Here is a 22,013-nt window from a genome sequence, read left to right on the forward strand (position 1 = left end):
CAAGATGTTGCGCTCCTCCGTCACCCGGGCCAGTTCAGCCTTGACCCGGCGAAGCTCGACCGCCACCGCGTCATCTTCCCGCCTGAGCTTGGCTGGCTTCGGGACAAAGCCAACAAGACATCAAAATAAAGCCATCTGCAGCGGGACGGCCTCAAACCTGCGACAGGCCGGCGCATATCCCTCCAGCCTTTTTTGCTGTTCGGTCAAATAGCTCAGATACTTTCACGCGTCTTCGCGTCACAAATCGGCCTGCGCGAACAGGTTTGCAGCCCAGTCAACGAAAACCCGCAGCTTGTTGCTGACATGTCGATTGGGCGGATAGACGATGTGGATCGGCATTGGATCGCGCTCCCAGTCTGGCAAGACCTGAACCAGTCGCCGCTCCGCCAGCGCATTTCGGATCATGAAGGTCGCCGCTTGTGCAACGCCGTGCCCTGCCTCTGCCGCTGCGATATAGGTCGCAGCATCATCGACTGACACAGTGGTGTTGCCTACCATTTCGATGGTCTCGCCGCCGCGCTTGAAAACAAAAGGAATGGATTGCCCGTTCGGTGGACGAAAGAAGCGGACCGCCTTATGCCTCTCTTCCAGATCTCCTGGATGCATCGGCGTACCGTAGCGCCCAAGATAAGAGGGAGCAGCACAGGTGATCAGATGTAACTGCCCGATCCGCCGGGCAATGAGAGACTGATCACGCAAGACCCCGATCCGGATGGCGCAATCGACGTTCTCCGCCAGAATATCGATCTGCCTGTCCGAGACGCCAAGATCAATAGCAATATCCGGATAGCGCATGTGAAAATCACAAAGCGCTGGCACAACAATCTGGGTTGCAAGAGCGCCTGACATCTCGACGCGCAACCGACCTTGCGGCAAGGCTTGAGAGCTCGCCATCGTGCCATCAAGCTCGTCGATTTCGCCCAAGAGCCGGGCCGCCCGCTCGTAATACAATGCCCCATCAACCGTCACGAACACACGCCGGGTTGTCCGGTTCAACAACTTGGTTCGCAAATGGGCTTCCAACCCCTGCACCAATTTGGTCATCGTCGCCTTGGGGATGTCGAGTTGGTCAGATGCCCGCGTGAAGCTTCCGGCATCGACCACCCCAATAAAGGCACGCATTGCGGCAAGTTGGTCCATCTCAATTTCCTTCCCGCTAATCGAGGAACCAGAATACGCCTGATTGTTCCCATGTGGAAATAATCTTATTCATTTTCAGGCTCTTTTTCTAAAACCAAACAATCCTACCTTGGCAGCGGAAGAGGTGATGGCTTTTTTGTGTCACCAAAATGTCAACCGGATTGATGAGCATGTCCTTTGAACACACCCTTGATTGCAAAACGTCCGGTCTCGTAACCGTTCGCGTTCATGCGTCTGATGTGTTGTCAAAAAAGCCACCTCTCGTCCTCCACATGCATGGTGGACATTTCGTGTCCGGCGCCTGTGCCGGCAGCGACGTGGCTGCCAAAACGCTTGCCGACGCCGGTGCTGTTGTCATCTCACTCGACTATGCGCGAGCCACCGAGCGACCATTTCCCGCACCTCTTGAACTGGTCTTCGACGTTTTTGAAGCCCTGAAGCGTCAGTGCAGCATGTTTGCTGCACGTCAATCGATGTTGTTCGTCGCCGGAGAAGAAGCTGGCGGCAATCTCGCAGCAGGGGTTGCGCTTATGGCGCGGGACCGCGGCGAGACGGCGTTGCGGGGCCAGATCCTGATTTCTCCCATGCTGGATCCCACCCTAGCAACCCAGTCCGTTCGTCAAGGCTCAGGCAACAACAAAGACCTGTCGCTGGGCAGCGGGCTGGAACCGTTACCTTGGCTCCTCCGCCAAGGCTTGCCACCCCTATGCCGCCCCGGCGCTGTGCCAACGGCTTGCCAATGTGGCCCCGGCGCTGATCCTCACGGCGGAAGACGATCCGTTGAAAGACGAAAGCATCGCCTACGCCGAAAGACTTCGACAAGCAGGCATCACGGTGCGCAACCGTGTCCTGCAAAAACCAACCGGCTGGCCCGCCAGTCTGAACCAGAAGGTCGACCAGCCTCCCATCTGGCAGCCCTTCTTGCATACCCAATTTACCGAATTCTTCGAACAAACCGGTGCTTTGCCCCCCGCCCAGCGGGAGAGACGGCGACGGCCGGAAATCGCCATGGAGACGTCTCATGACCGTATTCACTCTTCGCCGCACGCTTTATACCACCGTTGCAGCGCTCGTTATCGCCGCAGGTGCGTCCACTTATCTGGGCGCTGTCTGGCAGCCGACAACGCCGGCCGTTGCCGCAGAAGCCGCCGCGGCCCCTTCCGGCATCCCCGTATCCGTCGCCCCGGTTGAAGTTCGAAAGATTTCGGCCATGGCAGGATTTTTCCGGACGGCTGGAAGCTGTTGATTCCGTCGAAATCCGGTCGCGTGTTGCCGGAGCCCTGCTCTCGACCGAGTTCGCCGAAGGCGCCCTTGTCAAAAAGGGTGATGTTCTGGTGAAAATTGATCCGGCGCCCTTTGAGGCCACTGTCGCACGGGCCAAGGCCCAGCTTGCCGCCGCCGCAGCACAGGCGTCCTACGCCAAACTGGAATTTGATCGCGGCAACAAACTGTTGAACGGCGCACTCGCACGCAGCGAAGTCGACCACCGCAAGGCCACCTATGATGAAGCACTGGCCAATCAACGCGCCGCCGAAGCCGCCCTGCAATCAGCCCAACTCGATCTCAACTATACTGACATTCGTGCGCCAATCTCGGGTCGTGTCGGCAAGATCCAGGTCACACCGGGCAACCTCGTCGCCAGCGGAGCAAGCTCTCCCGTCTTGACCAGCCTTGTATCGGTCGATCCGATTTACGCAAGCTTCAACGTCGACGAGCGTGTCGTCAACCAACTGCTGGCCTCCCTGCCCGCAAAGAAGGATGGCTCTATGTCGTTTGCCGCCATTCCGGTGCAGATCCAGAGCGATGGCATCGACAAGCCAATCGATGGGCACCTGCAGTTTATCGACAATCAAGTCGATACGGGCACCGGCACCGTGCATTTGCGCGCCACCTTCAAGAACCCACAGGACAAGCTGCGTCGCTGGCCAGTTTGTGCGCGTCAGACTGGGACAGCCAGAAGCCCAATCGCATGTGCTGATCAGCGAAAGGGCTGTTGGCACTGATCAGGATCGCAAGTTCGTCCTGCTCGTCGGCAAAGACAACAAGCTCGCCTACCGCGAAGTGACGCTGGGAAGCCGGTCAGATGGGCTGCGGATTGTCACCGCCGGGCTGAAGCCGGGTGACCGCATCGTGGTCGATGGGTTGCAACGTGTGCGTCCGGGGGCAACCGTCGCCCCCCAGCAAGTGGCTATGGGCTCCGTCGATACAGCATCCGCAAGCCAGTAAGCCGATCCTTTTGATTTCTCTGGCCCGGTGATCAGTCACCGGGCCAGTTCATTTCCTTCCGTTTTGGTTGGTTGCCTGCGTGTGTCCAAGCCCTCCCGCCAGCCACGCAAAGATCAACCCGAAGAGGCAAATCATGACCTTCTCTCGCTTCTTTATCGACAGGCCGGTTTTTGCCGGCGTTCTGTCTGTTCTCATCCTCGTTGCGGGGCTTCTCGGCCTTCGGGCACTGCCAATTTCGGAGTACCCGGAAGTCGTTCCGCCGTCCGTCGTTGTGACCGCCCAGTATCCGGGCGCAAACCCGAAGGTCATTGCGGAAACCGTCGCAACTCCCATTGAAGAATCCATCAATGGTGTCGAGGGCATGCTCTACATGTCATCGCAAGGCACGACCGATGGCAAGATGACACTGACCGTCACCTTCAAACTCGGCACCGACCCGGACAAGGCGCAACAGCTCGTTCAAAACCGCGTATCACAGGCCGAAGCTCGCTTGCCGGAAGAAGTCCGCGAGCTTGGAATCACCACCGTCAAGAGTTCACCAGACTTGATGATGGTCGTGAATATCTTGTCGCCGGACGGACGTTACAGCCCCGTTTATCTGCGCAACTATGCCGTCTTGAATATCAAGGATCGCCTCGCACGTATCGGTGGCGTCGGTAAGGTTCAGGTGTTTGGCTCAGGCGATTATTCCATGCGCGTCTGGCTGGATCCGGAAAAGCTGGCACAGCGGGATATGACGGCTACGGACGTCGTCACCGCCATCCGTGAGCAGAACGTACAGGCAGCCGCCGGCATCATTGGCGCATCTCCGGGCGTCAAGGGACTGGATGTCCAGCTCTCGGTGAATGCGCAAGGCCGTCTCCAGACGCCAGAGCAATTCGGTAACATCATCGTCAAGACCGGCGCCACAGGGCAGATTACCCACCTGCGAGATGTCGCCAGGGTCGAACTCGGTGCGGACGGCTATGCCCTGCGTTCTCTCCTCGACAACAAAGACGCCGTCGCTCTGCCGGTGTTCCAGTCTCCCGGCTCCAACGCCATCGAGATCTCGGACAACGTGCACAAGGTCATGGCAGAGCTGAAAAAGACCATGCCGGATGGCGTGTCCTACAGCATCGTCTATGACACCACCGCCTTCGTGCGCTCCTCGATTGAGGCTGTGGTTCACACACTGCTTGAAGCAATCGTTCTGGTGGTGCTGGTGGTGATCCTGTTCCTCCAGACATGGCGCGCGTCCATCATTCCACTCATCGCGGTTCCGGTCTCGGTAATCGGCACTTTCGCAGTCATGGAAGCGATGGGATTCTCGATCAACGCGCTGTCGTTGTTCGGGCTTGTGCTCGCGATCGGCATCGTCGTCGATGATGCCATCGTGGTGGTCGAAAACGTCGAGCGTAATATCGAACTGGGATTGAGCCCGCGTGACGCCGCCTATCAGGCCATGCGTGAAGTCTCTGGCCCAATCATCGCTATTGCGCTCGTGCTGGTGGCCGTGTTCGTACCACTAGCCTTCATCACCGGCCTCAGCGGCCAGTTCTACCGCCAGTTTGCGTTGACAATTGCCATTTCCACCGTGATCTCGGCCTTCAATTCACTGACCCTGTCTCCCGCGCTGGCCGCAATGCTGCTACGTGGCCATGATGCCCCCAAGGATCGCCTGACCCGGATCATCGAATGGCCTCTCGGCTGGTTTTTCCGAGGCTTCAACCGCGCCTTCAATGGCGGCTCCAATGCATACAGTGGGGGCATTCGTCGTCTGCTGGGCACCAAGACGCTGGTGATGATCGTCTACTTCCTGCTGGTTGGAGCGACCTACTTCATGTTCCAGACCGTGCCCGGCGGCTTCGTCCCGGCACAGGACAAGGGCTACCTTGTCGGCTTCGCCCAGTTGCCGGATGGCGCCACGCTGGATCGCACCGACGATGTCATTCGCAAGATGAGCAAGATCGCGCTGGATCAGCCCGGCGTTGAGCACGCCATCTCATTCCCCGGTCTGTCGATCAACGGCTTCACCAACTCCTCCAATGCCGGTATTGTCTTTGCAACGCTCAAGCCGTTCAGCGAACGCCAGTCTCCCAATCTGTCCGGAGGCGCCATTGCACAGGCACTGAACCAGAAGTACGCCGGGATCAAAGGCGCTTATATTGCCATGTTCCCGCCGCCTCCGGTACAGGGACTGGGCACCATTGGCGGCTTCAAGTTGCAGATCGAAGATCGCAATGGCACTGGGGTACTCAGCCCTCGACAAGGCAACGAAGGCTTTCCTTGCGAAGGCCTATCAGACCCCGTCGCTTGCTGGCCTGTTTTCCAGCTATCAGATCAACGTGCCGCAGCTCTACGCCGATCTCGATCGCGCCAAGGCGCACCAGCTTGGGGTTTCGGTCACAGATGTCTTCGACACGTTGCAGATCTATCTCGGCTCGCTTTACGTGAACGACTTCAACCGCTTCGGGAGAACTTACTCGGTCCGTGTACAGGCCGACGCGCCCTATCGCGCCTATCCGGATGACATCGGACGTCTTCAGGTCCGCTCGTCAAACGGCGACATGATCCCGCTATCGGCTCTTCTCACCGTCACGCCGACGGCGGGACCCGAGCGCGTCACACGCTATAATGGCTTCCTGTCCGCCGACATCAACGGCGGCCCGGCACCGGGCTATTCCTCCGGTCAGGCTCAGGCTGCAATCGACAAGATCGCATCTGAAACCTTGCCGAAGGGCATCGACTACGAGTGGACGGATCTGACCTATCAGCAGATTATCGCGGGCGACTCGGGCCTGATTATCTTTCCGCTGGCTGTTCTGCTCGTCTTCCTGGTGCTCGCAGCCCAGTATGAAAGCCTCGCCCTGCCACTTGCGATCATCATGATCGTGCCAACAGGACTGCTGGCCGCGCTGGCCGGTGTGTGGCTGACGCAAGGCGACAACAACATCTTCACCCAGATCGGCTTCATGGTGCTGGTGGGACTGTCGGTAAAGAACGCCATTCTGATTGTCGAATTTGCCCGCGAACTCGAAATCGACGGGCGAACGCCGGTACAAGCCGCCATTGAGGCCAGTCGTCTGCGACTGCGTCCCATCCTGATGACATCCATGGCGTTCATCATGGGCGTAGTGCCGCTCGCAACATCAACGGGTGCCGGGTCAGAAATGCGGACCGCGATGGGGATTGCGGTGCTGTTCGGCATGATTGGCGTCACTGCCTTCGGGATTTTCCTGACGCCGATCTTCTACGTCGTCATTCGGCGCTTGAGCGGCAACAAACCGCTGGTGACCCACGGCGACCACGGCACCTTGAGCGGTGAGCCGGCACACGAGGCAGACGCTTCGTAAACGGTGCCCAAGACCTCCGGGCACCCTTTGCGATGACGTTTCAGGCGACGCTGATCCCCCAGCGTCGCCTAAGTTTTTTCAGCATCCCTTTTATAGCAAGCCTGCCACACCACGCCCCTGTTCAGCCATCAATTGCGCCCGCAGGGACACACCTGGCCTTGCGATACCGTCATATGAACCGGCCGTTCCCGAACGGCGACTGTATCGGCTTGAAAGCCCCTCCCCTTTTCGACCCATTTCCCAGGCCGGAGACGGCAATGGAAACACGAGAAACCATGACACCCCTTTGGCTTTTCTGACGGTTGACGAGCGTTATACAGGGTTGTCATCGCGGCATGTCTCGATCAAATAAGTCATTAATATTCAGATATTTGTATGTTACCGATCAAAAACAATCAAAAATTAGATTGACTCTGACTTATTCCTTTTGTTGTATTCAATCCAGAATGTGTTTGAGGATTGAAACGTGAAAGACGATCGTCTCCTGGAAATTCGCAAGTTGCTCTATGCCGATGGCACCTGTTCGGTTCAGGACATCGCAGACGCTATCGGTGCCTCAATGGCGACGGTGCGCCGGGATCTGATAGAGCTTGAAGATCAGGGGATGATCAGTCGCACCCGAGGCGGCGCCAAGATTGCGGAATCTGCCGGTCAGGAAGTCGCTTTTTCCCTCCGCGAGCAGCAAAATCTAAGCCAAAAACGTGCCATTGCCGAGGCGGCGTATACCCGGCTCCGCCCCCGAAGCACGGTGCTGATGGACGCGGGAACGACTGTCCTGCAGCTTGCGCGATGCATCAGGCTGCGGCCGATGGCCCTGACGGTCTTCACCAACTGCATTCCGGTGGCGCAAATCCTGATGGACGTGCCTGATGTCAAGGTTACGCTTCTTGGTGGCATGCTGCGCACCGAGAATGCCTCAATGGTTGGCGGGCTGGCAGAACGGATGTTGGAGGAATTGTGGTTTGACCAACTCTTCCTCGGAGCTGGGGCTTTGGCTCCCGATGGCTGCATCTACACACTGGATGAAGCCGAAGCGAGCCTTAACGCCAAGATGATTTCTCGCTCATCAGAACGCATGTTGCTGATCGATTCCGGAAAATTCGGCAATCATCTGACCTACCGAGTTTCCCCCTTGAAAGAGACCCTTGAAGTCATCACCGACAGCAGTCTTGCGCGCGAGTGGCAAGACCGCTTTGCAGATCGCGGTATTGGTCTGACCTTGGCCCCCTTGCTTGCCGAGCAGAAAGGCGAAGGCTGAGATGACATTGGTATTCGGACTGGACAGCGGCGGCACCAAAACCCTGGCCGCAGTGGCCGATGAAACCGGCAAGATCCTGCGTTGCCAGAAAGCAGGCAGCCTCGATCCACTTGCCGTTCCGGACTGGCAGTCTCATCTTGATCATCTTGTCCACGGCATGACCAGCGACTTGCCTGAACCGATTGCAGCGGCGGTTCTCGGGTTGCCATTTCACGGCGAGATTAACGAGCTCTCGACAGCACAGATCCAAGCGGCAGCGGCACTTTTTTCGTGTCCTGTTGTGGTCGAAAACGATGTCCGCATTGCCTTTGATGGTGCGTTCGCCGGTGACGGTGGCGTGCTCATTCTGGCAGGCACCGGGGCCATGGCGCTGGGCCAGCAGCGGAGGCCCACAGGCACCGCAAGTGCGCACCAGCGGCTGGGGGGATCTGTTTGGCGACGAAGGCAGTGCGCACTGGATTGGCCGCGAAGCGCTCTCGCGCGTATCGCAAGAGCTGGATGGACGCGCTCCGAAAGGAGATTTCTCAGTTAACTTATTATCACGCTTAGGCATCCGTGCGGATGACCTCCTGACCTTGGCTATACGGGCAAAAGAACCCGCGTCAGGACATCGCTGGCGTGGCCCGCTTCATTGGCGAGTTGGCCGATGAAGCGGATCCCGTTGCCGTCACACTTCTAGAACGCGCCGCAGATTGCCTTGGCTTTGGCAGCACAGGCAGCCTGGAGGCAGACTTCTGGCGCAGATCCTCTGCGCTGGAGCTTCGCAGGAGGTGTCATGCAGAGCGACGTCGTCAAAGCTCATCTGACCAGACGGCTTGGTACACCACCGTCAGCCCCATGCCTCCCTCCTGTCGGAGGAGCGCTTTTGCGCGCAGCACAGATCGCTGATCTGCCTGCCTGTCAAAACTGGACAAAACAGCTTTCCAAGGAACTCGACGCGAACCAGCGTCAGTAAAAAATAAGTCAAAAAACCAACCAGAGGTACTGAAATGAAAAGAAGAACGTTCCTTGCGGCCCTCGGGGCGGCCAATCTTACCGCAGCCTTTCCTCGCATTGCCTTTGCAAACAGCAAGCAACTCAATGTCCTGTTGCCGCCATGGGGCACGTTGCCCAAAACCATGATTGACCGTTTCACAAAGGAAACGGGTATTCCACTACAGATCCAGACCATGGGCTGGGATGATATTCGCACCAAAGTCGTGACCTCCATGGTCGCCAGAACGGCACCGGCTGACGGCGTGGAATTCGACTGGTCCTGGGTTGGGCAGTTCGGAGCCGCAGGCTGGTTCGATAGCCTTGAAGACATTGTCCCGGCAGAAACGGTGGCCGACATTCCAACGGCGAAGATCTTCAACTACGACAGCAAGCTGCTGGCACTGCCATATAACAATGACTTCCGGGTACTGATCTACAACAAAGCCCATCTGGACAAGGCCGGCCTCAAGGAGGCCCCGAAGACACCGACTGACATGCTGGAAGCTGCCCGTGCCATCAAGAAGGCAGGCATCTCCGAGCATCCGATCGGCCTGCCGCTCTCGGCAACAGAAGGCACTTCAACAGCGTGGTATCTGCTGGCGATGGCCTTCGGTGGTGATCTCTTCGACAACGACCTCAAGCCTCTCTTCACCGATGAAAAATCTGGTGGCTATCTGGCTCTGAATTTCATCTTGACCGCGCTGAAGGAAGGCTTGATCGACCCGGCCGCGACCGGCCTCAAGGACACTCAAGTCCAGCAGGTTTTCCAAGCTGGTGAAAGCACGTTTGATGTCGCGGGTTGGGCTGGCAATCTCGCGGTCTATAGCGACCCGAAGAAGTCCAAGATCGCCGATCAGGTGGCTGCGGCGCTCATGCCGTCCGCAGTTGGCAAGTCGCGCACATTCGGTTTGCCGGAAGCTGTCGGTATCCCGGCCCTTGCCTCCAACAAGAAGGCCGCAGCAACTTTCATCAACTGGATTGCGAAGCCGGAAAACGAGATTGAAATTTACAACACTCTCGGCGATCTGCCGCCGCGTCTCAGCGTACTGGAGCAGCTCAACAAGGAAGGCAAGCTTTTCGCCGGTGATGTTCTCATTGCCCAGTCCAAGACAACGGAGCCGCTTTTCAAACAGGGCACGCCAGGTTGGTATCCGCAGTTCTCCAGCGCGGTCTGTTCAACGATCAACGCCGCGGCCAAGGGTCAGTATGACGCCAAGCAGGCCGTGACGGAGATCGCGTCGCAGGCTGAAAAAGCGAAGAACCGCTAAATCGAGAGAACAGGACACATGGCAAGCCAGTCCGGTGCCGATTTTCGGCAACCTTACAAGCGTGATGAAGTCGGCCTCGGCGCTGGCTTTCGTCATTCCCATTGTCGTCATCATGGGCGGGCTGGTCTTCGGACCGCTCGTCAATACGGTGGTCGACAGCTTTTACCGCGTCGATCCGATGCAGGCAGGACAGCCTTTCATCGGGCTGACGAACTACACCCGGCTGGTCAGCGACAGCGACGTTCAGACAGCCTGGGTCAACAGCGTCTTCTATGTCGTGGTGGCGGTTGTCGCCGAAACCCTGATTGGCCTTGCCATGGCCCTTCTTCTCAACCGCGTTCGGCATGGGCGGCAATGGCTTCTGGCCGCTGCCGTTCTGCCTTGGTGTCTTCCGCCAGTGGTCAATGCGATCGTTTGGATGTGGATCTATAACCCTGGCTACGGATTGCTGAATCATGTGCTCGAAGCACTCGGCATCATCGATCATACTGTCGTGTGGTCCAACGACCGGATTGCCGGACTGCTGATGGTTACAGTGGTTCACGTGTGGCGTATGGCCCCGCTAACGGCAATCATTCTTCTGGCATCCTTGCAAAGCGTACCGGAGGAACTCTATGAGGCAGCGCGTCTGGATGGAGCCGGGCCCTTGCGCAGTTTCCAGCAAGTGACGCTCCCATTGATTTCCGGCGGGTTGGCGATTGCCCTCAGTCAATCAACCGTCTTTGCCTTCAACCTTTTTGACGAAGCCTGGATCATGGGTGGATCAAGTCTGGGCACACGCTCGGTCATTATTCAGACCTATCTCTCCGCATTTCAGGATCTGCGTTTCAGCTATGGCATGGCCTTGTCGCTGCTGGCAATGATCGCTTCGCTAGTGGTCTCGCTGATCTACGTCCTCAAGATTTCCCGCGATACGAGGATGGGTTGATGACCTCGAAAAAGCTCTTTCATGCCGCCCTGTTCATTGGCAAGGCTGTTTCTGTTCTCTTTCTGCTCGTCTGGTCACTTGGACCCATCTACTGGGCACTGGCGACCAGTTTCACCCCGTCGAATGAGATCATCTCGAAAACTCTGCGTCTATGGCCCGAACACCCAACGCTTGCGCATTATGCCAGACTTCTGGGCGCGACCAGCATGGCAAACGGCAACGAGGCAGCATCCGTCTGGCCACAGTTCCATGCTGCGATGCTCAACAGCATCATCACATCGGGTCTGGCGACCATTGTTACGGTGACTATTGCCGCTTTCGGTGCCTATGCCTTCGTCCGGCTGCGCTTTCCCGGTCGCAACATCCTGTTTGCTCTCGTGGTCGCCACCATGGCGATCCCGGCCTATACGGTGATGATCCCGCTTTATCGGCTGATGATCAGCCTCCATCTCATCGACACCTACGTCGGCATCACGCTGATCTACGTCTCCGCCTTCCTGCCATTGGCCCTCTGGCTCATGCGAACGGTCTATGAGGCGATGCCGCTGTCATTGGAAGAAGCCGCATGGCTGGACGGCGCAGGGCGTCTATATACCCTGGTATTCATTGTCATGCCGCTGGCGGCTCCCGGCCTGATTGCTGCGGCGATCCTTACCTTCCTCAATGCATGGGGTCAGTTCATCGTCCCCTTGGTGTTCTCGCCGACGCTTGCCACCAAATCACTCACGGTCTTGATCCCAGAGTTCGCCACCCGCTCCAACATCGATTACGGGCTGATGAATGCTGCAGGCATCTTGGCAATCATTCCACCGGTGGCGCTGGTGCTTTTCCTCAATCGCTATCTCGTCAGTGGCCTGATGGCCGGAGCTCAGAAATGAGTCCCTTCCGTCTGCACGCTGCACCAGTCACGAAGCTGCGCCGCCTGAGGGCAGAGCGCGCCCACTTAACGGAGTTCAACGCATGGCTACCCTGAAATTCGAGGCGCTGAAGAAGCGGTATGGTCAGGTCGAGGTCATTCACAACATCGATCTTCAGGTCAATGACGGCGAGCTGATCTCGCTGGTCGGGGCTTCCGGGTGCGGCAAGTCTACGTTGCTGCGCATGGTCGCAGGTCTGGAAGATATCAGTGGCGGACGTCTGTTGCTGAACGACAAGGTGATCAACGATGTTGCTCCGAAGCATCGCGACATCGCCATGGTCTTTCAAAACTATGCGCTGTACCCGCATAAGACCGTGGCCGAGAATATGGGGTTCAGTCTGAAGCTGCGCTCCATCCCTAAGGCCGAAATCAAGGCGGCAGTGCATCAGGCGGCAGAACTTCTGGGCCTGACGCCCTATCTGGAGCGCTATCCCAAAGCGCTTTCGGGCGGCCAGCGACAACGTGTTGCAATGGGCCGAGCCATTGTGCGCAAGCCGCGAGTCTTCCTGTTTGATGAACCTTTGTCCAATCTGGATGCGACATTGCGTGTGCAGATGCGTTCGGAAATTCGTGCCCTGCAACTGCGGCTCGGCACAACATCGCTGTATGTGACCCACGACCAGTTGGAAGCCATGACCATGTCCGACCGGATTGTGGTGCTGAATGGAGGCAAAATCGAACAGGTTGGCACGCCGGTCGAGATTTATGACATGCCGCAGAACCTCTTCGTGGCACAGTTCATTGGTTCGCCGAAGATGAACCTGTTTGATGGCGTTGCATCGCCGGAAGGTGTGCGCCTCGGTGAAACCTTGCTTCCATTTAACGCCAACGTGGCACTAGGAACTTCGGTGGTGGTGGGCATTCGCCCGGAAAGTCTTGAGCTTTCCAACGAGGCCGATGGCCTTCTTCCCATGGCATTGGAAGCACGTGAACTGACTGGCGCGGAAACCTACCTCTTCGGAGAAATGGCAGGAACCCGTGGCATTGCCACACATGCTGGCCGCATTAATGCGGGGCCCGGCGATACGCTTTGGCTGAACAATCCATCTGGCGTCTTCCACTTTTTCGACAAGACCACTGGCAAGCGTCTTGACTGACCCCATCCAATCGGCTCTGCGCCTCCGGCGCGCACGCCAGACATAAGATACCCCGAAACGGGACCCAAGGAGATACTATGACGACCGCACTTGACAGCGCAACGTGGCGCGAAATTCATGCTCAGCCTGCAATCTGGGCGGATTGGGCGCCGAAGCTGACTGAGCGAGCCGCCGAAATCCGCGCGTGGATTGCAGCTTCTGGTTTTGAAGAGGTGATTTTTGCTGGCGCGGGCACTTCGGCCTTTATTGGCGAGATAGCTGCTTTCGCGTCGCAAGACCACCTGAAGCTGCATGAAGTGCCAACCACTGACATCGTCTCCAACCCGCACGAATGCCTGCGTGACGATGCCAAACTGCTTCTGGTTCAGTTCGGCCGTTCTGGCGACAGTTCCGAAAGTGTCGGCACGCTGGATATTCTCGACAGCCTGTTCCCTAAAGTTGGCCGTTTGCACATCACCTGCAACCCGGAGGGTGTGCTGGCGACGCGTGTCCCGGCACAAGGAGACCTGCAGCAGGTGCTGCTTTTGCCCGAGGCAACGCATGATGCAGGCTTTGCCATGACATCCAGCTTCTCCACCATGCTGTTGTCTGCACTTGCCTGTTTCGCACCAACGGAAGACTTGCCTGCCACAATCAATGCGTTGGCGAACAGGGCACCGCAGTTGCTGGAGGCCTATGACGCGATGACGCCTCCACGTCCGGACCGCGTGATCTTTTTGGGCTCAGGCGCCCTCAAGGGAGCCGCCCATGAATCCGCTCTCAAGGTTTTGGAACTCACCGCCGGTCAATCCGTCTCCAGTCACGACGGTACGCTTGCATTCCGTCATGGGCCGAAGTCTGTCATTACAGGCAAGGATTTGATTGTCGTGATGATCCATCCCGATGCGCTGACCGCCCGCTACGACAGGGATGTGGCCGCTGAAATCCTTGTTCAGTTTCCTGACGCGACGGTGCTGACCATGGGGGACGCCGGATGCGATGTGAATTTGCGCTGTATTGGCGATGCACGCTGGGAAGCGGCTCTCTACGTGATGGCAGCACAGATCTGGGCCGTTCGCTGGGCCGAGGCGCTGGGCCTCAATATCGATAATCCCTTTGTTGATCAGGGAAATCTCTCCCGCGTGGTCACAGGCGTCACGCTTTATCCGGCCGCTTGACCCCGCACGGAGAGAGAACCAATGACACAGAATGTTTTAAAAGACATCGCAACCTGGTCCGACGTGCAAGGACCGTCGGGCATTCCATCGGTTTGTTCTGCTCATCCGATCGTTCTGGAAGCGGCCATGCGCGCCACGCTGGATACGTGTCTTCCATTGCTGATCGAGGCAACCTGCAACCAGGTCAATCAGGATGGTGGCTATACCGGCATGACGCCTGCCGATTTCTGCCAATTTGTCGAAGAGATTGCTTTTCGAACCGGGTTTCCGACACAACGTCTGATCTTCGGCGGTGACCATCTGGGCCCAAACCCCTGGAAGGATCTGCCTGCGGACGAGGCCATGGACAAGGCAGAGGTGATGATCCGTGCCTTTGCGGCGGCGGGTTTCACCAAGCTGCATCTCGATTGTTCCATGGGCTGCGCCGGCGAGCCGATCGCGCTTGGCGACGACGAGACTGCACGTCGTGCTGTGCGTCTTGCACGGGCAGCGGAAGCCTCACTGCCCGGCGGGGATGTGCCGCGTCCCGTCTACATCGTCGGCACGGAAGTTCCGGTTCCCGGCGGTGCTCTGGGTGAAGAGGAAGAGCTTCAGGTAACGACGCCGGAAGCGGCCCTCAATACCTACCGCGTAACGCGGGACACTTTTCTCGCTGCGGGGCAAGGTGATGCCTTTGACCGGGTAATTGCCATAGTCGTGCAGCCTGGCGTGGAGTTCTCCAGTCATGGCGTGGATGATTACGACGCGTCAAAGACTCCGGCTCTGACCGCCAGCCTGTCAGAAATGCCTGGTCTGGTGTTTGAATGTCACTCGACCGACTATCAGACCCGCGACAATCTTGCGGCGCTGGTGGCCAACCGCTTTTCCATCCTCAAGGTGGGGCCGGGCCTGACCTTCCGTCTACGGGAAGCGCTTTATGGTCTCGATGCGATTGCAGCCACGCTGTATCCGCACCAACGCAGCGAAACCCTGCGCTCTACAATGGAACGGATCATGCTGGAAGAGCCAGATAACTGGAAGAAGTATTATCCCGGAAACGACGTCGAACAAGCCACGCAGAGGCATTATTCCTACAGCGACCGCATTCGCTACTACTGGCCGCATCCGCAGGCCTCGGCGGCGGTCAGTGAGCTGATGGACATGCTAAAGGGAGTGGACTTGCCTGAAACGCTTATCGGTCAGCATTTGGGCGCGCATTATGCGGCCGTGCGTGCAGGCAAACTCGCACCGCATTCAGACGCTCTGGTGCTCGCCAGCATCACCGACATGATGGACGACTACATCAGCGCCTGCCTCTGACAGCGGCTTTCACACAAACCTTGCGATTTCTCTGTTTGGAGCTGGGGGCTTATCGAGAGATAAAGCCCCCAGAGTTGCGCAGATGCCCCTGATCTTGCCCCGACCAACAGACCACGCTATCAGACGCGCGCGTTAGTGATCGGCAAAACGACCCGGAGGCCTGAGCTGGCAACCGGAACGGTCCAGAGCCACTGCCCTTAGCGCCGATGGGCGTGATGTCCAAAACGCCATAGTCAACTACCATGACCGTAACAAAGCTGTTGCTGGCCCCATCTCCTTGTCCGCATACGTCCAGCCGGAACGCCACCTTTGAAATCCCCACCGCAGAGCTCGCAATTATCTGGTGCGAGAAAACCCGCACGCCGGTCGGCAGGCAGGCCACGTAGCTTAGAAACTCACCGTGTCGTACTTGATGCCGCCTACGCCATTCTAGATTGTATCGAATTATAAAGTCGTTTTTGAAGCGGACCGATACCAGCAGCGCATCACATGATCGGACAGCACATGACTGCACTCGACGTTCCCGGATTTGGCCCCTCAATATGATCCGCACCGGGGCACAAAATGCAGATCGTATTGTCTTTTTGCATCCTGTCGGGCTGGACCTGACCGTGTGGGACACTCAGATTGCCGCATTTTCCAAGACCCACGATGTGATGGCTTTCGACATGCCCGGTCACAGACTATCGCCACGGCCAGATCAGCCGCCGACGTTTTCACTGATGGCGAGAGCGCTTGAAGCGGTGCTGGACGCTACCGGAGGTCAACCTGCACATCTGATCGGAATGTCTGTTGGTGGTATGATTTTACAGGAGTTTGCGCTGTATATCCGTCTGCGTCAGACGGCTCTTTGCGCTTTATGACGCCATTAAGCGGATTTATGAGTTCGCGCCCCACTCAGTGGCACGCGCTGCTGTGGGCACATGACTTCGCTCAAGACGCAACGCCATGTGCCTTTGGTGTTTTTACTCAGCAGCAATCGGACGCGGTTGCAGTGGTGGCATGACGTCGACGGGGATCGGGCAGATGTAAGGATCGCGGGCAAGCTGGTCCGCATGGGCCTTTTTGGCACGGGCCATCAACGTTTCGTCTTCTATGGCTTTCTGCGCCAGTTGCGCCATGGCCTTGGCGGCGTAAATCATGCCTTTATGGGCAATGCCGGATTTTCCTTGGGCCGTCACCTGCCAGCTATGCCCCGGTGTGCCGATGGCCCATGTGGCCGCATTCAACTGAACCGTTGGAACAGCCCAACTGACATCGGCCACATCCGTCGAGCCGCCCAACACGCGCGGCACCACAGGGCGCGGCAGAACGGTCTCGCACAGCACTTCCGGCTCATCAGCGAAGTTGCCCTGCCCCTTTTCCGCATAAGCAGTGCGAATGTCTTCGTCGCTCAGGGTCGCCTGAATATCAGCTGCAAACTTGCGATCCGCATCGTCAAACGGCACCGGCCCAAGCTCTTCCAGAACACTTTGCATAGCCACCTCAAGCGGCTCACACGGGATCAGATTGGACACCGCCGACATGACAGAATGAGACACGGACGTCTCCGTCATCAAGGCAGCGCCATCGGCAACCTTCTTCACGCGCTCGATCAGCGCAAACATACCTTTCAAGGTCACAGAGCGAACAGTATAGCGGATCTTGGCTTTTGCCTGCACGACATTGGGCGCCGTGCCACCCGCATCCAGATAGGCATAGTGCAGGCGGCAATCGCTGGTCATATGCTCACGCATATAGTTGACACCGACATTCATCAGTTCAATTGCATCCAGCGCGGAGCGACCCAAATGCGGCGCGCCTGCGGCATGAGCTGCCCGGCCGATGAACTCGAAGTCGATGCGTGTGTTGGCCAGACTGCTGGATTCTGCCACCTTGGTGAAAATCCCCGGATCGCCAGGTGACGGCAATGTCGACATCGTCAAAGCATCCTTCCCGCACCATGAAGGCTTTGGCAGCCCCCCTTCTTCGGCCGGACACCCATAATAGCGCACCCGCCCGGCCGTACCTGTTTCCGCAAGCCAATCCTTCAAGCCACAGGCAGCAAGAAGAGCAGCAGACCCAAGCAGGTTATGGCCACAACCATGCCCGGCACCACCAGTCTCCACAGGGCGGGGCTCGGCTACATTTGCCTCCTGGCTCAGACCTAGCAAGGCATCATACTCACCCAGGATGGCAATCACCGGACCACCTGATCCTGCCTCTCCCATGACCGCAGTGGGAATCCCGGCAAGATTTTCAGTGACCGTAAAGCCCTTGTCCTTCAGCATCGTCGTATGTTCAGCGCAAGAGGCATATTCAGCGTAAAGCGTTTCCGGCATGCCCCACACGCGATCAGCCAGTCCGATCAAATCCTCGGCATGGGCATCGACGTGATCCCAAATGGGCTCGGCGTTCTTCATCAGTTTCAACCTTTTTGTCAGTAGATAGTCAGCGACCACGAATTCTTGGATCAAGAGCGTCGCGCAATCCGTCACCGAGATAGTTCACGGAGAGAACCGTAAGCGAAATGGCAACCCCCGGCAGGATCACCCGCAAGGGATAGAGCTGGATCTGATCGACCGCATCAAAGAGAAGACGCCCCACAGGTCGGAAAGTCCGGCGGGAAGCCAAGCCCGAGGAAGGACAGAGACGATTCCGTGATGATGGCATTGGCAATGCCCAATGTGGCGGACACCATGATGGGGCTCAAAACATTGGGCAGCAGATGCCGGATGATCATCTTACCAGGCCGTGTCCCGATAGAGCGCGCGGCCAAAATGAACTCACGCTCCTTGAGAGCCAGCACATCACCACGCACAATCCGCGCCGTCTGCATCCAGCTCGTGACCCCGATCGCCGTCACGATCAGCAGAAAAACGCCCATTTCAGGTCCAAAGGCCTGATTAAGCGCCCCACGAAACAGCATCACCATGACCAGAAGAAGGGGGAGAAGCGGCAAGGCAAGAAACAGATCGGTGAACCGCATGAGCGGACCATCCAGTCTGCGGAAATATCCGGCCAAGACGCCAACGAGCGTGCCAAGCACCAGCGATAGCAGCATCGCCACCATGCCCACGGCCAGCGACACCTGCCCGCCGGCGATCAGGCGCGCCAGAAGATCACGGCCCAGTTGGTCCGTGCCCAAAGGATGTGAAAAGGATATTCCGGAGTTGCGCGCCAGAATATTCACCTTTGTCGGACTGTAGGGCCAGATATACGGCCCCACCAGACAGGCAAAGACAATGATCCCGAAGATCGTCGCGCCCAGCAAAGCACCGCGATGCCGGCGAAACTGCCGCCAGACATCCCCCCACTGCGAGGAAGACCCCGTGTCTTCGAGATTGGAAGAGTGAACAGCATCAGTCATAGCGAATTCTCGGATCAAGGACGCCGTACAGAACGTCTGCGACGATGTTGAAGAGCACGATGAGAATGGCGAAGATGAAGGTCAGGGTCTGCACCATTGGCAGATCATTGGCCTGAATGGCCGTGATCAGCAGCTGGCCGATGCCATTCACCTTGAACACCTGCTCCGTGATGATGGCGCCGCCGAAGATATGCGGCACGCTCATGGTAATGACAGTGACAACCGGGATCATCGAGTTGCGCAGCACATGGACCAGAACAACCGTGCGCTCCTTCAGCCCCTTGGCACGGGCAGTGCGAACATAGTCCTGGCGCAGGTTGTCCAGCATCGAAGCCCGCATGAAACGGCTCATCTGCGCCGTGATCTGCAAAGCCAGAACCATCACCGGCATGATCATCTGACGCACCTGCTCGACAAACGAACTCCAGTTCGTCACCTCCAGCGTCGTGTCGTAGACCGAGGGCAGCCAGTGAACGTAGATTGAGAACAGGATGATGACGGCGACACCGCTGAAGAACGGCGGGATCGAATAGCCGACCATCGAAACGAACGTTCCGACCTGATCAAAGATCGAATATTGACGATAGGCGGAAATAACCCCGATCGGCAGGGCAATCATGATGCCCACCACATAAGCCATACCCACGACCCAAAGCGTCTGCGGCAGGCGCTGCGCAATGATGTCAGCCACGGGGCTACGTGTCTGCCACGACAGGATGCGCTGCGCATTCTCAGCAAAATGGGTGCCGAAAAGGTTGTTCACCACATGCAGCGGCTCGATCCAGAAAAACTGCTTCAACCAAAGCAGATAGCGGATCCAGACCGACTGATCGAGACCCAGCGCAGCCCGCATTTTCTCACGCACTTCCGGGGGAATGGTCAGCGGCATGTTGGCCAGCGGATCGCCGGGCGCAAAATCAAGGAGGAGGAAGATGACCAGGCTGATGAACAGCAAGGTCGGGATCGCAATCACAAGACGGCGAAGGGTATAATTGAACATAAGGCAAGGCCTCAGTTGGGGTCATAAGACCCGCAGACGTCCGGTTTGGCTCTCGTTGCAATGCTCGGGAGGCCTCGCGCCTCCCGAGCATTGCCGGTATTGGAGGCGGAAAGACGAGCGTAAAGCCCACTCCTCATTCCGGTTCCCCATCGCCCTCCGGTCACGGCGAACCGCGACCGGAGGGCTGCGCCTTACTTCTTGATGCGATACCAGTCAGCGATATTCCAGAGTTCGGAATCCCAGCCGTTGATCTCGACATTGCCAATGGTGTTGGACTTGGCAGACTGCGTGCCGCGATAAACGATTGGCAGCAGAACCATAGCCTTGTGGGTCAGCATGTCATTGAGCTGCTGAACGATCTTGCCGCGTGCTTCGATACCTGCCGTGCTGCCCAGCTTCTTGACCAGCGCGTCATAGTCCTTGTTGCAATAGCGGTTGACGTTCTCACCCTGCCACCCAGTGGACGGCCGCGGGATCTTTTCGCAGGTGTACTGAGCCACATACTGCTCCGGATCAGTGCCGGGGAAATTGTTGGCGTACATTTCAACGTCTGCATAGAACTTCTGGAATGTGTCCGGAGAGTTCGGATCACCACCGAAGAACACGGAGCCATCAACGTTGCGAAGCTGCGTGTCGACGCCAATCTCAGACCACCACTGCTTGATGATCGACTGGAAGTCCTGACGCACGCCATTGGTCGAGGTCTGAAACAGGACGCTCAACTTGTGGCCATCCTTTTCGCGGATACCATCGCCATTGGTATCAACCCAGCCGTCGTCCTGAAGAATTTTCTTGGCTCCGGCGATATCCTGCGTGAGACACCAGTTGTTGTTCGGATTAACATAGGCGGCGGGAGCCGGAACCCAGTTACAGGAGGCCTTGCCGGCCTTGCCATAGCCGATTTCAGCCAGTGTCTTGCGGTCGATCGCCATGCTCAGAGCCTTGCGCACGGCAGGATCGCCGGTCACCGGGTTCTTGTGTTTGGTGGTCGAGCGGTCATCCGGGCCAAGCTCAGGAGACGCATCGGTCTGGTTCATCTGCAAACGCTCAACCAGGCTGCCAAAAGCCACAACCGTCTTGCCTTTGCCGCCCTTCATCATGTTGGCCAGAACGTCTGGTGCAAGCTGCGTGTTCCAGGCGTAATCAAATTCGCCGGTTTCCAGAACAGAGCGTGCCGCAGAGGCTGCATCACCGCCACCCTTCAACAGAGCGGTTGCGAAATGCGGCTCACCCTTGGTGCGATAATGTGGGTTTGCCTTGAATTTGATCGTATCATTCGGGCGGAAGTCAGTGACAACGAACGGACCTGTGCCATGTGGATAGAAGTTGGCTTTGGTACAGGTCGGCGCTTTGGCCCCAAGACAGTCAGCGAACTGGGCTTTCTCAATGATCGGCGATTCCTGCGTTGCAAAGAGAGAGTACGGATAAGGCTTTGGCGCATCGAACGTGACCTTGACGGTCATCGGATCAACCGCATCTACCGTCTTTACACCTTGGAAATGCGAGGCCTGTGCGCAACCACCACCCGGATCCATGCAGTATTTCGCCGTGAAGACCACATCGGCTGAGGTAAAGTCGGTGCCATCAGACCATTTGATACCTGGCTTCAGGTGGTAGGTGACCGTCGTCATGTCTTTCGAAATGCCACCGTTATCGACGGTCGGGATCTCGGTGATGAGCCAAGGCAGCATCTTGCCTTGCGGATTGAACCGGATCAACGGCTCAAGCACCATGCTGGCGGACACCAGATCCTTGGTGCCGCCGGAAAGATACGGGTTCAGGATGGACGGCGCTTGAGAGAACACCAGCTTCAATTCTCCGCCGGTCGCCTCTGCTGCCATCGCGTTTGTCGACAAGGAGGCCGCAAGTGCGAGGGCCCCAAGTGACAACGCTGTCAATTTCTTCATGCTTTCTATCCCCTACCAGCCAAAGTTCCGGCTCAAGCTTTTGGCCTGCTGCTGCGGTACGCATTGACTGCTCTGTGTCAAAAGGCGGGCCTCAGAGTGCCTTTGCGACATTTTTTCATTGAGGCCGATTGAACAGGAACAACTATTCGATTTTGAGG

Annotated in this window: 14 protein-coding genes and 5 pseudogenes; 14 read left to right on the forward strand and 5 right to left on the reverse strand. The window is 57.6% G+C overall.

The window, feature by feature from the left end:
• Positions 1 to 237 precede the first annotated feature (237 nt).
• Entirely contained in the window at positions 238 to 1,140 is a 903-nt protein-coding gene (locus tag AC0L7U_RS06525) for a LysR family transcriptional regulator (protein ID WP_473694719.1), read from the reverse strand.
• Positions 1,141 to 1,412: 272 nt separating this feature from the next.
• Here AC0L7U_RS06525 and AC0L7U_RS06530 point away from each other — a divergent pair.
• The 14 genes and pseudogenes from AC0L7U_RS06530 to AC0L7U_RS06595 all read left to right on the forward strand — a co-directional run.
• Positions 1,413 to 1,700, forward strand: a pseudogene (locus AC0L7U_RS06530) (alpha/beta hydrolase fold domain-containing protein); the annotation flags it as partial.
• 145 nt (positions 1,701 to 1,845) lie between these two features.
• Positions 1,846 to 2,331: pseudogene (locus AC0L7U_RS06535) on the forward strand (alpha/beta hydrolase fold domain-containing protein); the annotation flags it as partial.
• Positions 2,240 to 3,366, forward strand: a pseudogene (locus tag AC0L7U_RS06540) (efflux RND transporter periplasmic adaptor subunit). The pseudogenes AC0L7U_RS06535 and AC0L7U_RS06540, both read left to right, overlap by 92 nt.
• Before the next feature lie 133 nt (positions 3,367 to 3,499).
• Positions 3,500 to 6,698, forward strand: a pseudogene (locus AC0L7U_RS06545) (efflux RND transporter permease subunit).
• Between the two features lie 466 nt (positions 6,699 to 7,164).
• A complete protein-coding gene (locus AC0L7U_RS06550; RefSeq protein ID WP_473694721.1) occupies positions 7,165 to 7,956 on the forward strand; it encodes a DeoR/GlpR family DNA-binding transcription regulator in 792 nt (263 codons plus the stop codon).
• Between the two features lies 1 nt (position 7,957).
• The gene (locus AC0L7U_RS06555; protein ID WP_473694723.1) at positions 7,958 to 8,488 is read left to right on the forward strand and encodes a hypothetical protein; all 531 of its coding nucleotides are present in this window, start codon (positions 7,958 to 7,960) and stop codon (positions 8,486 to 8,488) included.
• Between the two features lie 243 nt (positions 8,489 to 8,731).
• A complete protein-coding gene (locus AC0L7U_RS06560; protein ID WP_473694725.1) occupies positions 8,732 to 8,911 on the forward strand; it encodes a hypothetical protein in 180 nt (59 codons plus the stop codon).
• A 34-nt stretch (positions 8,912 to 8,945) separates the two neighbouring features.
• A complete protein-coding gene (locus AC0L7U_RS06565; protein ID WP_473694727.1) occupies positions 8,946 to 10,199 on the forward strand; it encodes an ABC transporter substrate-binding protein in 1,254 nt (417 codons plus the stop codon).
• Positions 10,200 to 10,233: 34 nt separating this feature from the next.
• Positions 10,234 to 11,127, forward strand: coding sequence for a carbohydrate ABC transporter permease (locus AC0L7U_RS06570; RefSeq protein WP_473694729.1), 894 nt, complete (start codon positions 10,234 to 10,236; stop codon positions 11,125 to 11,127).
• Positions 11,127 to 12,005: a carbohydrate ABC transporter permease gene (locus tag AC0L7U_RS06575; RefSeq protein WP_473694731.1), complete on the forward strand. Its 879-nt coding sequence runs from the start codon at positions 11,127 to 11,129 to the stop codon at positions 12,003 to 12,005. The genes AC0L7U_RS06570 and AC0L7U_RS06575 overlap by 1 nt, the downstream gene beginning before the upstream one ends.
• Positions 12,006 to 12,087: 82 nt before the next feature.
• Entirely contained in the window at positions 12,088 to 13,143 is a 1,056-nt protein-coding gene (locus tag AC0L7U_RS06580; protein ID WP_473694733.1) for an ABC transporter ATP-binding protein, read from the forward strand.
• A gap of 77 nt (positions 13,144 to 13,220) precedes the next feature.
• Positions 13,221 to 14,300 carry an AgaS family sugar isomerase gene (locus AC0L7U_RS06585; protein ID WP_473694735.1) on the forward strand — a complete coding sequence of 360 codons (1,080 nt, stop codon included), beginning with the start codon at positions 13,221 to 13,223 and terminating at the stop codon, positions 14,298 to 14,300.
• A 21-nt stretch (positions 14,301 to 14,321) separates the two neighbouring features.
• Entirely contained in the window at positions 14,322 to 15,599 is a 1,278-nt protein-coding gene (locus tag AC0L7U_RS06590; RefSeq protein ID WP_473694736.1) for a D-tagatose-bisphosphate aldolase, class II, non-catalytic subunit, read from the forward strand.
• A gap of 542 nt (positions 15,600 to 16,141) precedes the next feature.
• On the forward strand, positions 16,142 to 16,462 hold the full coding sequence (locus tag AC0L7U_RS06595; protein ID WP_473694738.1) for an alpha/beta fold hydrolase: 321 nt from the start codon (positions 16,142 to 16,144) through the stop codon (positions 16,460 to 16,462).
• 102 nt (positions 16,463 to 16,564) lie between these two features.
• Here AC0L7U_RS06595 and AC0L7U_RS06600 read toward each other — a convergent pair whose 3' ends face one another.
• The 4 genes and pseudogenes from AC0L7U_RS06600 to AC0L7U_RS06615 form a co-directional block, all read right to left on the reverse strand.
• Entirely contained in the window at positions 16,565 to 18,001 is a 1,437-nt protein-coding gene (locus AC0L7U_RS06600; protein WP_473694740.1) for an amidohydrolase, read from the reverse strand.
• 28 nt (positions 18,002 to 18,029) lie between these two features.
• Positions 18,030 to 18,948 (reverse strand): annotated as a pseudogene (locus tag AC0L7U_RS06605) (ABC transporter permease).
• Positions 18,941 to 19,948, reverse strand: coding sequence for an ABC transporter permease (locus AC0L7U_RS06610; protein ID WP_473694742.1), 1,008 nt, complete (start codon positions 19,946 to 19,948; stop codon positions 18,941 to 18,943). The pseudogene AC0L7U_RS06605 and the gene AC0L7U_RS06610 overlap by 8 nt, the downstream one beginning before the upstream one ends.
• Before the next feature lie 191 nt (positions 19,949 to 20,139).
• Positions 20,140 to 21,855, reverse strand: coding sequence for a peptide ABC transporter substrate-binding protein (locus tag AC0L7U_RS06615; protein ID WP_473694744.1), 1,716 nt, complete (start codon positions 21,853 to 21,855; stop codon positions 20,140 to 20,142).
• Between the last annotated feature and the right edge of the window lie 158 nt (positions 21,856 to 22,013).

It is taken from the genome of Roseibium sp. 10G30-5 (genome assembly GCF_055809635.1).

Bases quoted from the DNA above. Each gene is read 5' to 3' on its own strand.
- AC0L7U_RS06600 (WP_473694740.1), bottom strand. From the start codon at position 18,001: ATGAAGAACGCCGAGCCCATTTGGGATCACGTCGATGCCCATGCCGAG.
- AC0L7U_RS06585 (WP_473694735.1), top strand. From the start codon at position 13,221: ATGACGACCGCACTTGACAGCGCAACGTGGCGCGAAATTCATGCTCAG.
- AC0L7U_RS06580 (WP_473694733.1), top strand. From the start codon at position 12,088: ATGGCTACCCTGAAATTCGAGGCGCTGAAGAAGCGGTATGGTCAGGTC.
- AC0L7U_RS06590 (WP_473694736.1), top strand. From the start codon at position 14,322: ATGACACAGAATGTTTTAAAAGACATCGCAACCTGGTCCGACGTGCAA.
- AC0L7U_RS06525 (WP_473694719.1), bottom strand. From the start codon at position 1,140: ATGGACCAACTTGCCGCAATGCGTGCCTTTATTGGGGTGGTCGATGCC.
- AC0L7U_RS06575 (WP_473694731.1), top strand. From the start codon at position 11,127: ATGACCTCGAAAAAGCTCTTTCATGCCGCCCTGTTCATTGGCAAGGCT.
- AC0L7U_RS06595 (WP_473694738.1), top strand. From the start codon at position 16,142: ATGATCCGCACCGGGGCACAAAATGCAGATCGTATTGTCTTTTTGCAT.
- AC0L7U_RS06565 (WP_473694727.1), top strand. From the start codon at position 8,946: ATGAAAAGAAGAACGTTCCTTGCGGCCCTCGGGGCGGCCAATCTTACC.
- AC0L7U_RS06560 (WP_473694725.1), top strand. From the start codon at position 8,732: ATGCAGAGCGACGTCGTCAAAGCTCATCTGACCAGACGGCTTGGTACA.
- AC0L7U_RS06610 (WP_473694742.1), bottom strand. From the start codon at position 19,948: ATGTTCAATTATACCCTTCGCCGTCTTGTGATTGCGATCCCGACCTTG.
- AC0L7U_RS06555 (WP_473694723.1), top strand. From the start codon at position 7,958: ATGACATTGGTATTCGGACTGGACAGCGGCGGCACCAAAACCCTGGCC.
- AC0L7U_RS06615 (WP_473694744.1), bottom strand. From the start codon at position 21,855: ATGAAGAAATTGACAGCGTTGTCACTTGGGGCCCTCGCACTTGCGGCC.